A 13,474-nucleotide genomic window follows, 5' to 3' on the forward strand; every position below is an offset into this window, starting at 1 on the left:
GAACATTCTCGAAGTTTCCACTTTGTTCCCTATTGGGGGCCCAGATTATTCTTCGGGCGGGGAACGCGGTAGATCGGGGAATTGACAGCATGTTGACCAGAAAACAGCGCGAACTTCTTCTCTTCATCAACGAACGTTTGGGCGCCGATGGCGTGTCGCCCTCCTTCGATGAGATGAAGGAGGCGCTGGGACTGAAGTCCAAGTCAGGCATCCACCGACTCATCACGGGATTGGAGGAGCGCGGCTTCATCCGCCGCCTGCCCCACCGGGCCCGGGCCATCGAAATTCTGCGGCTCCCCGAAGACCGCATGGGCGCCCAGGCCGCCGATCCCGGCAGCAACGTCATCACCGGCGTCTTCGGTCAGGAGCCGCGAGGCCTGCCTGACCTGATGGGCGACGGCAGCAGCCAGCAGTTGCCCCTCTATGGCCGAATCGCCGCGGGCACGCCCATCGAAGCCCTCCGCGACAACAGCAACTTCGTCGATGTGCCCGGCGCCATGTTGAGCGCGCGCGGCGAATTCTACGCGCTGGAGGTCGAAGGCGATTCCATGATCGACGCCGGGATCTTCGACGGCGACACCGTGATCATCAAACGCGCCGACACGGCAGAGAATGGCGCCATCGCGGTCGCCCTGGTGGACGACGGAGAGGTCACCTTGAAGCGCATCCGCCGCAAGGGGCACTCCATCGCCCTGGAGCCCGCCAACAAGGCCTATGAGACCCGCATCTTCCCACCCGATCGTGTGCAGGTGCAGGGTGTCCTCGTGGGTCTGATGCGGCGCTACTGACACCCCTCTATCGGGGCTGACGCGTCCAGGGCCTTTGACCACGGCTTTCCTCGACCGTTTCCAGTCTGATCTCCGGCCCTCCCTCGAAGGTCAAGAGATGCGCGCCCTCGTCGAAAAGGTCGTAGAGGTCGCTCCGCCCGAGCGGCGCGGGGCAGTCGACGCGCCGCAGCGGCTCGCGTGAAATCACCAGGTCCGCGATCAGGCAGTCTTCCGCCGCACCCTCCGGCGTGGCGCTCACGGCGACGAGCAATCCTTCGCGCCGGATCAGGCAGCCTTTGCTGTCGCACTGCACCGCCCCGGTTTCCTGCGCCTCGCGCCAGGATCCCGCTTGCGTTTCTCCCAGATGCTGTAGCCAGAGCTTCCGCGTGAAGGCTTCCCGCCGGAGGCTCGAAAGATAGTAGCGCCCCTCCTCTCCGCGCAGGGCGATCAGTTCTCCGCGCTCGTCGACCAGCAGATCCGGTAGAGGCTTCAGGGGACTGGCGGCCAAGCCCGGAATCACCAGCAGCAATCCCAACCAGCGCGCCCGCCCGCGCGTCAGCGAGAGCCAGAGGCCGCCCGCCGTTACCATGAGCAGTCCGCCGAGCGGCAGGGTCGGCAGGGCGAGGGATGCGCCCGGCAAACTTGAGAACCAGCCCGCGATGAAGAGCAGCAGCTCGATCGCCCAGCCCATGGGCGCCAGAGCCAGCGCCTCCAAGCCCAGTGGCCAGAGCAGCCCCGCGGCCACGGCCGCCGGCATGATAATGAGCGCCGTCAGGGGCACGGCCACCAGATTTGCGAAGAGCCCATAGGGCGTCACCCGGCCGAAGTGATGGAGCGCGAAGGGCGTGGTGGCCAGAATCGCGATCAGCGATGTCGTGCTCAGCACCAGGAAGTAGAGCAGCAGCCTGGAGGTCCCCCCACGCTCTCCTTCCTCCGACTGAGGCGCGCCGAGGCGGGAGTGCCGGAAAAAGGCGACCAGCGCGGTCACGGCGGCGAAGGAAAGCTGGAAGGAGGGCGAGAGCAGGCTCTCCGGCGCCACGGCGAGCACCAGGAAGGCGGCGGCGGCGACCAGCCGCAAGGAAAAGGGGTTGCGCTCCAACAGCACCGCGAAGAGGGCGATGGCGACCATCACGAAGGCGCGTTGCGCCGGGATGGTCGCCCCGGCGAGGAACAGATAGCAGAAGGCGGCCACCATGCCGCCCACAGCCGCGATCTTCTTGATCGGCCAGCGAAGCGCCACGCCCGGCGCCGCCGCCAGGGCAAAGCGCAGAGAAAAGACCAGCGTCGCCGCCACGAGGCCGAGGTGCAGGCCGGAGATCGCCAGAAGGTGGGCGAGGCCTGAACGGCGCATCGCCTCTTCGGTTTCTTCGGAGAGGGCGCCGCGCTGCCCGGTGACCAGCGCCACCGCGACGGCGCCGGCCTGACCGGGAACCACCTCTTGAATGCGCGCGCCGATCCGCAGCCGCAGTCCGTTCCAGAAGCCGCGCCATCTCTCCCCAACCCCCTGTGGAGGCGCCGCCCCGGTCCGCTCCGCCGTTCCGTAGGCGTAGCCCACGGCGCCGATGCCCTGGAAGTAGGCGCGGCGCGCAAAATCGAACCCGCCCGGCACGAGAGGCCGCGAGGGTGGCAGCAGCACAGCGCGCAAGCGGATACGGTCGCCCGGCTCCAGCGCCTCCCCACCGCTCGCCAACCTCAGGCGCACACGCCTGGGCGGCGCGCCTTCGGGCGGCTTTTCGAAGCGGAGACCGGATAGGACAAGGCGGTGGCTGCCGCTGTCGGCTTCCAGCAGGTCGATCCGGCCTTCCAGGATCTGCGGCGGCAAGCGATTCTCAATCAAAGGGGTGCCGACGGAGTCAGAACGCCAGGCGGCGTTCAACAGACCCAACTGGACCAGTAGAGAGCCGAGGAGCAAGAGTCGCAGCGCCGGCAGACGGTAGCAGGACAGCAGCAGAACAGCCGTGGGCGCGAGCCCATAAAGCAGCCATTGGATGTCGGGCTCCCTCGCGAGGCCGAAATAGAGTCCCGTCCCCAGGGCGAAGGGAACCGGCGCCCATACCAGCAAACCGTCCGGCGCCAGTGTGGCGCGGACACGCTCTGCCGCTTCGCCTCGCGCCCCCACTCGCTTCCCCGCACCTTCGATCCGTCAACAGGAGATGAGCGCAAACTCTGCCCAATGCGGGGCCGAAAAGAGAGTATCAGATTGTCTCAGAGGGCTGGCGGTGCCTTGGGATATGACAGGAAGCCCGCGGCTGTGCTAAAAGCCACGCGCCCTTGCTTGAGGGCGGAACTCCATCGAAAATTTCTAATCGAGAGCACTGTAGGAAGCATGGCACCCGTCACCCGTTTCGCCCCCTCACCCACCGGATATCTGCACATCGGCGGCGCGCGCACCGCGCTCTTCAACTGGCTCTACTCCAAGCACCACGGCGGCGTCTTCCGCCTGCGCATCGAGGATACCGACCGCCAGCGCTCCACGCCCGAAGCCATCGAGGCGATAATCCGCGGCCTCAAGTGGCTCGGTCTCGATTGGGACGACGAGGTCGTCTACCAGTCCACCCGCGCAGAGCGTCACGCGGAGGTGGCCCGCTCGCTGCTGAGCGAAGGCAAGGCCTACTACTGCTACGCCACCCAGGCCGAGTTGGAGGCCATGCGGGCCGAACAGCGCGCGGCGGGCAAGCCGACGCGCTACGACGGCCGCTGGCGCGACCGCGACCCGAAAGAGGCCCCTGAAGGCGTTCCGCCCGTCATCCGGCTGAAAGCGCCGCAGGAGGGCGAAACGGTTATCCAGGACCAGGTTCAGGGCGAGGTCCGGGTTCAGAACGCCCAGTTGGACGACATGGTGCTGTTGCGCGCCGACGGCTCGCCCACCTACATGCTCTCCGTTGTGGTCGATGACCATGACATGGAGATCACCCACGCGATCCGGGGCGACGACCACCTGACCAACGCCTTCCGGCAGACCCAGCTCTACCGCGCCTGCGGCTGGGAACCGCCCGAGTTCGCGCACATTCCCCTGATCCACGGCCCAGACGGCGCGAAGCTGTCCAAGCGCCATGGCGCGCTGGGCGTCGAGACCTACGAGGAGATGGGCTACCTGCCGGAAGCCATGCGCAACTACCTGCTTCGCCTTGGCTGGGGGCACGGGGATGAGGAGATCATCTCCACCGAACAGGCCATCGAGTGGTTCGACCTGGACGCCGTCGGGCGCTCGCCCGCCCGCTTCGACTTCCAGAAGCTGGACAACCTGAACGGCCACTACCTCCGCGAAGCCGACGATGCGCGCCTCGCCTACGACTGCGCGGCCCGTTTGGAGTCCCTCCTGGGCCGGGCGCTTTCCGGGGAAGAGATCGACAAGCTCACCAAGGCAATGGATGGTTTAAAGCAACGCGCCAAGACATTGAAAGAAATAGCGGAAAGTGCTGTTTTTTTCTTCAAAGCCCCCTCCGCCCTGACGCCGAAGGCCGCGAAGAACCTGGATGATGCGGGACGCGCTGTGATCGCCGCTCTGGTGCCCTTCCTGGAGGCCCTTCCCGAATGGAGCGAGGAGGCCTGCGAGGCGGCCGTGCGGAGCTACGCGGAGGACAACGAGCTGAAGTTGGGGCAAGTGGCGCAGCCGCTGCGCGGCGCGCTCACCGGGTCCCACATGTCCCCGGGCATCTTCGAGGTCATGGTGCTTCTGGGGCGCGAGGAGTGCCTTTCGCGCCTGCAAAATATCCCCATGAAAGTGCTGGAGAATTAAGCAGCGGTTCAATTGATCTCAGCGGCTTTAGCCACTATGCTGCGCTGCATTAAAAATAAGCGAACAGTTTGCGAGGACCGGGAAAGATGACGAACAAGACGATGACTCTGACCGACAACGTCACCGGCGATACCGTCGAGCTGCCGGTAATGGATGGCACCACCGGCCCGAGCGTGATCGACGTGCGCAAGCTCTATGCCGAAACCGGTCATTTCACCTATGACCCCGGCTTTACCTCGACTGGTTCCTGCGAGTCCAAAATCACCTACATCGATGGCGATGAAGGCATCCTGATGCACCGGGGCTACCGCATCGAGGAGCTGGCGGAGAACAGCGACTTCATGGAGGTCTGCTACCTGCTGCTGCACGGCGAGTTGCCGACCGCCGCAGAAAAGAAGTCCTTCGGCACGGCCATCACCTACCACACCATGCTGCACGAGCAGTTGAACTACCTCTACCGCGGCTTCCGCCGCGACGCCCATCCCATGGCGATCATGGTCGGTGTGGTCGGTGCGCTTTCGGCCTTCTATCACGATTCCACCGACATCAACGATCCGCACCAGCGCATGGTGGCCAGCCACCGCTTGATTGCGAAGATGCCGACCATCGCCGCCTGGGCCTACAAGTATTCGGTCGGCCAGCCCTTCATGTACCCGCTGAACGACCACAGCTATGCGGGCAACTTCCTCCAGATGATGTTCGGCGTGCCTGCCGAGCCCTACAAGGTCAACCCGGTCCTGGAGCGGGCCATGGACCGCATCTTCATCCTGCATGCGGACCATGAGCAGAACGCCTCGACCTCCACCGTCCGCATCGCCGGGTCTTCGGGCGCGAACCCCTTTGCCTGCATCGCCGCCGGCATCGCCTCTCTCTGGGGGCCGGCGCATGGCGGCGCCAACGAGGCCGTGCTCAACATGCTTCAGCAGATCGGGCACAAGGACCGGATTCCCGAGTTCGTGCGCCGCGCCAAGGACAAGGACGACCCCTTCCGCCTCATGGGCTTCGGCCACCGGGTCTACAAGAACTACGATCCCCGCGCGAAAGTTATGCAGAAATCCTGTCACGAGGTCCTGGCGGAGCTCGGCGTGGACGACCCGCTTCTCGAACTGGCCATGGAGCTGGAGCGCGTTGCGCTGGAAGACGACTACTTCGTCGACAAGAAGCTCTTCCCCAACGTGGATTTCTATTCGGGCATCATCCTGAAGGCCATGGGCTTCCCGACCTCCATGTTCACCGTGCTCTTCGCGCTGGCCCGCACGGTCGGCTGGGTCGCCCAGTGGAACGAGATGATCGAGGATCCGGGCCAGCGCATCAGCCGACCGCGCCAGCTCTACACCGGCGCGACTGAGCGGCCCTATGTGCCGATCGACAAACGCTGACCGCTCTCCAGGTCCGAGGAAAAGCCCCGTTGCAGCCCGCACGGGGCTTTTTTCTTTTGCGCTTTCGCCCCTCCCCCGCTTCCATCAAGGAAGAGAGCGAGCAGAAAAGAGAGGAGACCCGCGATGAGCGCCTTCATCCTGGTGGACACGAAGATCAAGGACGAGGAAGCCTATGAACGCTACAAGGCGCAGGCCAAGCCCCTCGCCGAGAGTTTCGGTGGCGTCTACCGTGCGCGCGGCGGTCCGATGGAAGCCGTGGAGACGGATCTCTGGAGCCCGACCCGGCTGGTCCTGATCGAGTTTCCGGACGCCGCGGCCGCCAAGAGCTTCCTGAACTCGGAAGCCTACGCCCCCGTCCGCGCGATACGGCAGGCCAACGCCGACTGCACCCTGGTGATCTTCGAAGGTAGCTAGGCAGCCGCCGGGGTCTTTCCGGCCAGCTCCAAGACCTTGCGTGCGGCGCGCAAACTCGGCGCAGGCCCCTCGGCGCCCAGAAGCGCCAGGGCGGGACGGACGGCTTCGCGCTGGGCCTGCCGCGCCTCCTCGCTCTCCAGCAACCCGGCAAGCGCCTGGCTGAGCGCCTCGGGCGTTGCGGCCTCCTGGAGGTATTCGGGCTGCACCTCGCGATCCAAGAGGATGTTGATGAGGCTGGCGAACCGCACCTTCAGCACCCGGCGCGCGATGGCGGCCGAGAGAGCGTTGACACGGTAACTGATGATCGAGGGCACACCCGCCGCCGCCAGTTCGACCGCGACGGTGCCCGAGGCGGCGAGCGCGACGTCGCTTGCGGCGAAGGCTTCGTGCTTGTTCGCCTGCCCTTCCACCACGGCGGAGGGAACAGACCAGCCCGCCAGGTCCAGCCTGACCCTCTCGGCGACCGTCGCCACGGTGGGCACGACCAATTGAAGGTCCGGATGGGATTCGGCGAGGCGTTCGACTGTCTCCCTGAACAGGGGCAGCAGCCTGTTCACCTCCATCTTCCGGCTGCCGGGCAGCAGGCAGAGGGTCTCCGCCCCCGGCGTCAATCCCTGCCGGGAGATGAAGGCTTCCGGGTCGGGTGGGTCCCTGAAGGGCTCCACCACCGGATGCCCGACGAAGGTGGTCGCCAAACCGTGCTTTTCGAAATAGGGCGGCTCGAAGGGCATCAGCGTCAGCAGGTGATCGAGATAAGCCGCCATTTTCTCCGCGCGCTTGGCCTTCCACGCCCAGACCTGTGGGGCGACATAGTGCACCAGCGGGAAGGTCACGCCCGCCGCGCGCAGCCGCTTGGCGACCCCCAAGCCGAAGTCGGGCATGTCGATGGAGAGATAGATATCCGGCTCAAGGCGCAAGGCGGCGGCGGCGACCTGGCGCATACGGCGAAGTATGTTGAGCGCCTGGGGCAGCACTTCGACGATCCCCATGACCGCGAGCTCACCCATGGGGATCATGCTCTCCATGCCCTCGGCTTCCATATAGGGGCCGCCAATGCCGGAGAAGCGCACCTTGCCGTCCGTCTCGCTCTTGAGCGCCGCCATCAAGCGCGCACCGAGCTGATCGCCCGACGGCTCACCGGCGACCAGGAAGACGTGCAGGTCGCCCGACCGCTCCCCGCTCATGGCCGGGGCAATCCGAGGAGAAAGAGCCCCTGACGGTCCGCCAGACGACAGCACTCCTCTTCATCAACGATGAGGGCGCCCCCTTCTTCAAAGGCTATGCCGCGAAGCCCGGCGTCAGCCGCCTCCTTGATGGTCCTCGGTCCGATGGTCGGCAGGTCTGCGCGCTTTTCCTGTTGCGGCTTTGCGAGCTTCACAATCGCGCTGGAGGTCCTTGACCCGCGCCAGGAGCTTGTCCGTGCCTTCAATGGCTTCCACGCCCAGCACCAAACCCTGTTGCACGACAACCGACTGTCCGACATCCAAGGCGCCGAGGGCCTTCGCGACTTCCGCGCCCCGCTCAATATCCTGGCGCGCCTGGGCGTCCGGCTCGACGGAGCCGTAGAGACCCGAACGCGCGGCCATGTCGGTCATGATCTCCTCGATACCGACCACGCCGAATCCCTCGCGCTCTTCCAGTTCGCGGATGATGGCGGTCAGGATGCCGTCGTCGCCCAGAGCCGCCTTGCCCGCTCTGGCGAGCCCCTCGCGCGCCCTGCGGTCGGGTAGAAGCGATGTAATGCCCGGACGCTTGATCGGACCGGCGAGAACGATGTCCTTCACCTCCTCTTGATGGAGGCGCTCCAGGATCTCTCCAACCGCCCCAAGCCGGGTCCAGAAATGCGGCAGGTCCCTACAGGTCTCCTTTTCGGTCTGACCCTTGAAGCAGACCAAGAAGACCTCCCGCCCGAGAGAGCGGGCGCGCAGGGCGACGCGCCGGGGAAGGCTTCCGCCGCCGGCAAGGATAGCGAGCTTGCGGGCTTCAGGATTTTGGCTGGCAGATGCCATGGCGCGACTGCTGCAAGATGAAGCCGACCATCTCATCGATCATGGGATTGTCCGGCAGTTCCGCGCGCAGAGCTTCCGCCCGCGCCGCCAGGGTGCCGGCGTCCCTGTCGTCGAACAGGGTGGCGACAGACTCGCGGAGTTGGCGTATCTGCTCCAGCGGAAAGCTCGCCCGCTTCAGGCCGACGATATTGATTCCCGCCATGCTGGCGCGGTCGCCATGCACGAGGCTGTAGGGCAGCACGTCCTGCTCAACGCCAGACATGCCGCCGATCATTGCGCCCTTGCCGATGCGCACGAACTGCAGGACCGCCGAATGGCCGCCGATCACCGAGCGATCGCCGATGGTCACATGACCGGCGATGATCGCGTTGTTCGCGAGGATGACGTTGTTGCCCACTTGGCAGTCGTGAGCGATATGCACCCCCACCATGAAGAGGCAGTTATCGCCGACCTTGGTCAGCATGCCCCCGCCCTTGGTTCCCGGGTTCATGGTGACATGCTCGCGGATCATGCAGTTGCGGCCGATCTCCAGCCGCGACTCCTCGCCTGAGAACTTCAGGTCTTGAGGCTGGTGTCCGAGGGATGCGAAGGGAAAGACCCGCGAGCCCTCGCCGATGGAGGTGTGGCCAACGACACTGACATGGCTGACCAGTTCCACACCGTCGCCGAGTTCTACCTGCGCACCCACCACGCAAAAGGGACCCACCTTGACGCCTGCGCCCAGGCGCGCGCCTTCCTCGACCAGGGCGTTTGGATGTACCTCGGCCATCAGTCTTCCATGATCATCGCGGAGAACTCAGCCTCGGCCATCAGCTGCTCACCAACCTTGGCCTCACCCCTGAAGCGCCAGACGTTGCGCCTGTTCTTGAGTTTCACGACATGGATATGAACCTGATCGCCCGGCGTGACGGGCCGCCGGAAGCGCGCGCCGTCCACCGTCATGAAGTAGACGAGCTTGCCCGCGGCCGCACCTTCCAGCGTTTCCACCACGAGAACGGCGGCGGTCTGCGCCATCGCCTCGATCAGCAGCACCCCGGGCATGACCGGCTGGCGCGGAAAATGGCCCTGGAAGAAGGGTTCGTTTATCGAGACGTTCTTGACGCCAACCGCTGATTCATTCGGTACGAGGTCAACGACACGGTCGATGAGCAGGAAAGGGTATCGATGAGGGATCATCTCCATGATACCCAGAATATCGATAGTGCCCTTTTCCGCGCGGCTCTTGAGTTCTCTCGCCATAGCGTTCGGTCCCAGCTATCAATCCACCAAGCGCCGCCACTTGGCGACCAACTTGAAGAAATCCTTTATCGGCATCGCCGGCGCGCCAGCAACCTTCTCGCCCGCCGCCAGATCCCGCATCACTCCCGATTTGGCCGCAACCATCGCACCATCCCCGATCGTCAAATGTCCAGCAATGCCCGATTGCGCCGCCAGGGTGACGAAGTTGCCGAGTTTCGAGCTTCCCGCGACCCCCGCCTGGGAAACGATGACACAGCCTCTGCCGAGGCGAACGTTGTGCCCGATCTGCACTAAATTATCAATCTTACAACCCGGCCCTATTACCGTATCGGGGGCAGCCCCACGGTCCACGGTAACATTCGCCCCCAACTCGCATCCATCGCCGATGATCACTCGGCCCAACTGGGGCACATCCTCGTGGCCTGCGGCATCCATGGCGAAGCCAAACCCGCGCTGACCTATCCTACAACCGCTGTGCAGCGTGACCCGGTTTCCGATCTCGCAAAAAGACAGGGTCACCTGGGGATGCACCCGGCAGTCCTCCCCAAGAATGACGTTCCGCCCGATATGCACCTGAGCGCCGATGCGCGTCCCTGCGCCGATCTCGGCACCTTCCTCGACGATAGTGAAGGGACCGACCGAGACACCTTCGCCGAGATGCGCGGCGGGATGAACCGACGCGGACTCGTGAATGCCCGGGTCTCCCGGCGCTTCGGGATAGAAGGCGGCGGCGACCCGGGCATAGCCACGGTAGGGTTTCGCCGTGACCAGCAGCGCCATGTCCGGCGGCGCGTTCGCCGCTTGATCCGGGGCCAGGATGCACGCGCTCGCCTTCGAGTCCTTCAACTGAGGCAGATACTTCTTGTTGTCGAGGAAGGTGATGTCGCCTTCGCCCGCTTTGTCCAAGGGGGCAACGTCGCGCAGCTCGTCGACAGCATCCGCGTTCCCGGCAATCTCCGCCTCTGCCAGGTCCGCAAGCTCGGAGAGAGCAAACGGTCCTTTGCGCTCAAAGAACCTCGGATCAGCCATGTCATCCTCCCGATGCGCCGCCGTCAGGGTTGCTGTCGTCTACCGCACCTTCCTCGGGCCCTACAAGCGGTGCATTCAGCGTATCAAAGGGCAGACTGACCTCGGGGAAGGCCGCGTTCAAGCGCTCAAGGGTTTCTTCCGTGGCGTCCAGTTGAGGCTGATTGTAGATCACGGAGCTCTTGGTTACGACTATTGCCGCGCCCCTCTCCTTTGCAATAGACGCCACCACGCGCTCCAAGGCTTCCTGCACCGCGCTAAAACCCGACGCATAGAGGCGGTCGAGCGTGGAGCGCTGGTTCTGGACCTGACGCTGAAGCTCGGCGATCTTCTGCTGGAAGCTGCGGCGCTCCTGCGCGAAGGCTTCGGCGCTCAGGCTTTCACGGCGCTGGATCAAGGACTGCTCTTCAGCTCTCAGTTCCTCTTGTTGCTTGACCAACTCCTGCTGGAGCACCTGACGACGTTGATCAATCGCCCTCTGCATCAGTTTTACAGCGTCCGATTCGCGGATGATCCGTTGCGCGTCGACGACCATGATGGCGTCGCCGACGCTTTCCTGCGCCCAACTCTGGAAGCTGGGCAGCAACAGCCCAATGCTCAGGAGAACCGCGCCCAGAAGGCCACGGCGGACACTCGAATAGCTCATGATCTTATTAGAACCGCGTGCCGAGACTGAAATACAGAAGTTCGTCCTGATCATAGTCTTCCTTGATCACCGGAATACCAAAATCGATGACCAAGGGCCCAAAGGGCGAATTCCAGGAAAAACCAACGCCGGCCGTCGCTCGAAGGCTGGGGTCGTCATCAACTGCGAAGTTGTAGGGATGCCCCCAGACCGAACCGAAATCCGTGAAGACCCGGCCCGACAGCCCCAGCTCCTCCGGCAGTCCAAGCGGGAACAGCAGCTCCACGGTACCCACCGCGAAGTTCTCGCCGCCGAGCGAGTCGCCGGTCGCCGAGTCCCGGGGGCCGATGCCGCCGCCGCTCTCAAAGCCCCGGAAGAGGCCGCCGCCGACGAAGAAGCGGTCGCTCAGCGTCGTATCCTGCCCAATACCGAAGATGTTCCCGACGTCGCCGCCGACATGGAGCGTCCATTGGTTGGCGACTGGGTAGTAGTAGTCGGCCTCAACAGTGTTCTTGATGAAGCGGACATCGCCCCCCAAGCCCGCCAGCTCGGTGATGAACGCCAACCGGTAGCCCTCGGTGGGATTAAGGCTGGCATCAAGATCCTGCGTCGAGATGGTGTGCTGGAGAGACGATTGGAGGCGCGTTCCCTGCTCCAGGACAACAGCCTGGGACGCGCCAGCCTGAACGTCGGTGATCTCCTGCTGTTTCAGGGTATAGCGCCAGAGCTGACGGGTGTTGGGCGAGAGTTGGTAGCCCGCGCGCAGAGACCCGCCGGTATCGATCTGCTCGAAGGAGGAAGTATCGGTCAAATCCTGGGCTACGCGGAAGAGATCGAAACCGGCGGCAAGGTTGCGATCCAGGAAATAGGGCTCGGTAAAGCTCAGGTCGACTTCGGATCGTTCACCCGCGATGGTGAAGGACACCTGCGCGTCCTGTCCCCGGCCCAAGAGGTTGCGCTCTCGCAGCGTGATCGAGCCCAAGGGGCCGACTGAGGACGAGAAACCTGCGCCGAAACTGAGCTCGCCGGTCGACTGCTCCTCGACCTCGATCGTCACCACGCTCCGGTCGGCTGCCGTACCGACCTCGGTGTCCAGCGACACATCGCTGAAGAAACCCAATCTCTGGATACGGTCGCGCGAGCGCCTGATCTTGGTGGAATTGAAGGCGTCGCCCTCGGCCAGAAGGAACTCGCGCCGGATCACTTCGTCCCGCGTCCGGTCGTTACCGATGATGTTGATGCGCTCGACGAAGACCTTCGGCCCCTCGTTGATGACGTAGGTGAGCCCGATGATGTAGTCGACCGAGTTCTTGTCGACGCGCGGCGCGATATCGACGAAGGCGTAGCCCTGGTTGCCGACGGCTTCTGTCAGGTTCTCCACTGTCTCATCGACCTGCGAGGCATCGTACCAGTCGCCTTCCTCGGTAACGATCAGGTCGCGCACGCTCTCGACATCCAGGCCGCGCAGGCTGCTCTCGATGTCGATCGCACCGAAGACGTAGCGCGCGCCCTCCTCCACCACGAAGGTGATGATGAAGCTGTCGCGCTCGGGCGTCAGTTCCGCCGTGGTGTTGAGCACCTGGAAGTCGGCGTAGCCTTCGCTCCGGTAGAAGTCGGTCAGAAGCTGTTCGTCGAACTGCAAGCGGTCCGGATCGTAGCTGTCGGTGGTGGCGAGGAAGTTCCAGGAGCTGTACTCCTGAGAGATAACCACGTCCTCCAACTCGCCATCGGAGAAGGCCCGGTTGCCGACGAAGTTGATCGCCGAGATGGTGGTCAAGGGGCCTTCGTCGATCTCAAAGACCAGATCGACGCGGTTCTGCGGCTGGCGGATGATCTTCGGTTCCACAACGGCGCCAAAACGACCCTGCCGCCGGTACAACTCGCGGATCCGCTCGGCGTCGCTCAGGGCCTTCGCCCGGGTGAAGACGCGCGCGGGCCGCAGCTCGGTCTCGGAGCGCACCGTCTCGTCATCGATGCGCAGGTTGCCCTCATAGGCGATGCGGTTGATGGTCGGGTGTTCGGAGACCACGACGATCAGCGTGTCGACATCGCGCCGCAGGGTGACGTCCTCGAAAAAGCCGGTATCGAAGAGGCGCTTCAGCGTTTCGTTCAAGGTGACGGGGTCGAACTGGTCACCCGGCGAGACCGTCATGTAGGTCCGCACGGTTTGGGGGTCGATTCGAAGGCTTCCCTCGATCCGGATCTCCTCGATCGTCCCGCCGTCCAGCAAGGTCTGTGCTTCCACCCGCGGAGTCGCGACCTCCAGAGCCGCCAAT

At 64.3% G+C, this 13,474-nt stretch carries 12 protein-coding genes; 4 read left to right on the top strand and 8 right to left on the bottom strand.

All coding sequences use genetic code 11. From position 1 onward, the window contains the following. Positions 1 to 89: 89 nt before the first annotated feature. On the top strand, positions 90 to 788 hold the full coding sequence (gene lexA, locus P8X75_01780) for a transcriptional repressor LexA (GenBank protein ID MEJ1993929.1): 699 nt from the start codon (positions 90 to 92) through the stop codon (positions 786 to 788). Between the two features lie 7 nt (positions 789 to 795). Here lexA and P8X75_01785 read toward each other — a convergent pair whose 3' ends face one another. Next, entirely contained in the window at positions 796 to 2,886 is a 2,091-nt protein-coding gene (locus P8X75_01785; GenBank protein MEJ1993930.1) for a ComEC/Rec2 family competence protein, read from the bottom strand. Between the two features lie 207 nt (positions 2,887 to 3,093). Here P8X75_01785 and gltX point away from each other — a divergent pair, with 207 nt between their 5' ends. The 3 genes from gltX to P8X75_01800 all read left to right on the top strand — a co-directional run bounded on the left by gltX (position 3,094) and on the right by P8X75_01800 (position 6,299). Further along, complete coding sequence (gltX, locus tag P8X75_01790) at positions 3,094 to 4,506, top strand: glutamate--tRNA ligase (protein MEJ1993931.1); 1,413 nt, start codon at positions 3,094 to 3,096, stop codon at positions 4,504 to 4,506. Positions 4,507 to 4,592: 86 nt separating this feature from the next. Beyond that, positions 4,593 to 5,885, top strand: coding sequence for a citrate synthase (locus P8X75_01795; protein MEJ1993932.1), 1,293 nt, complete (start codon positions 4,593 to 4,595; stop codon positions 5,883 to 5,885). Positions 5,886 to 6,008: 123 nt separating this feature from the next. Further along, complete coding sequence (locus P8X75_01800) at positions 6,009 to 6,299, top strand: DUF1330 domain-containing protein (GenBank protein MEJ1993933.1); 291 nt, start codon at positions 6,009 to 6,011, stop codon at positions 6,297 to 6,299. On the opposite strand, the gene lpxB is transcribed toward P8X75_01800, so the two are convergent. The 7 genes from lpxB to bamA all read right to left on the bottom strand — a co-directional run bounded on the left by lpxB (position 6,296) and on the right by bamA (position 13,443). Continuing rightward, a complete protein-coding gene (lpxB, locus tag P8X75_01805; GenBank protein ID MEJ1993934.1) occupies positions 6,296 to 7,483 on the bottom strand; it encodes a lipid-A-disaccharide synthase in 1,188 nt (395 codons plus the stop codon). The genes P8X75_01800 and lpxB overlap by 4 nt on opposite strands. 114 nt (positions 7,484 to 7,597) lie before the next feature. Then, on the bottom strand, positions 7,598 to 8,308 hold the full coding sequence (lpxI, locus tag P8X75_01810) for a UDP-2,3-diacylglucosamine diphosphatase LpxI (protein MEJ1993935.1): 711 nt from the start codon (positions 8,306 to 8,308) through the stop codon (positions 7,598 to 7,600). Then, positions 8,283 to 9,077, bottom strand: a complete 795-nt coding sequence (gene lpxA, locus P8X75_01815; protein MEJ1993936.1) for an acyl-ACP--UDP-N-acetylglucosamine O-acyltransferase — start codon at positions 9,075 to 9,077, stop codon at positions 8,283 to 8,285. The genes lpxI and lpxA overlap by 26 nt, the downstream gene beginning before the upstream one ends. Continuing rightward, positions 9,077 to 9,547 (bottom strand): 3-hydroxyacyl-ACP dehydratase FabZ, encoded by a 471-nt coding sequence (fabZ, locus tag P8X75_01820; protein MEJ1993937.1) that lies wholly within the window; start codon positions 9,545 to 9,547, stop codon positions 9,077 to 9,079. Before fabZ ends, lpxA begins: the two co-directional genes overlap by 1 nt. Positions 9,548 to 9,565: 18 nt before the next feature. Next, positions 9,566 to 10,576, bottom strand: a complete 1,011-nt coding sequence (gene lpxD / locus P8X75_01825) for a UDP-3-O-(3-hydroxymyristoyl)glucosamine N-acyltransferase (GenBank protein MEJ1993938.1) — start codon at positions 10,574 to 10,576, stop codon at positions 9,566 to 9,568. A gap of 1 nt (position 10,577) precedes the next feature. Continuing rightward, a complete protein-coding gene (locus P8X75_01830) occupies positions 10,578 to 11,273 on the bottom strand; it encodes an OmpH family outer membrane protein (GenBank protein MEJ1993939.1) in 696 nt (231 codons plus the stop codon). After that, entirely contained in the window at positions 11,227 to 13,443 is a 2,217-nt protein-coding gene (gene bamA / locus P8X75_01835) for an outer membrane protein assembly factor BamA (GenBank protein MEJ1993940.1), read from the bottom strand. The genes P8X75_01830 and bamA overlap by 47 nt, the downstream gene beginning before the upstream one ends. Positions 13,444 to 13,474: the final 31 nt, after the last annotated feature.

Source organism: Limibacillus sp. (genome assembly GCA_037379885.1).
Lineage (GTDB): Bacteria > Pseudomonadota > Alphaproteobacteria > Kiloniellales > CECT-8803 > JARRJC01.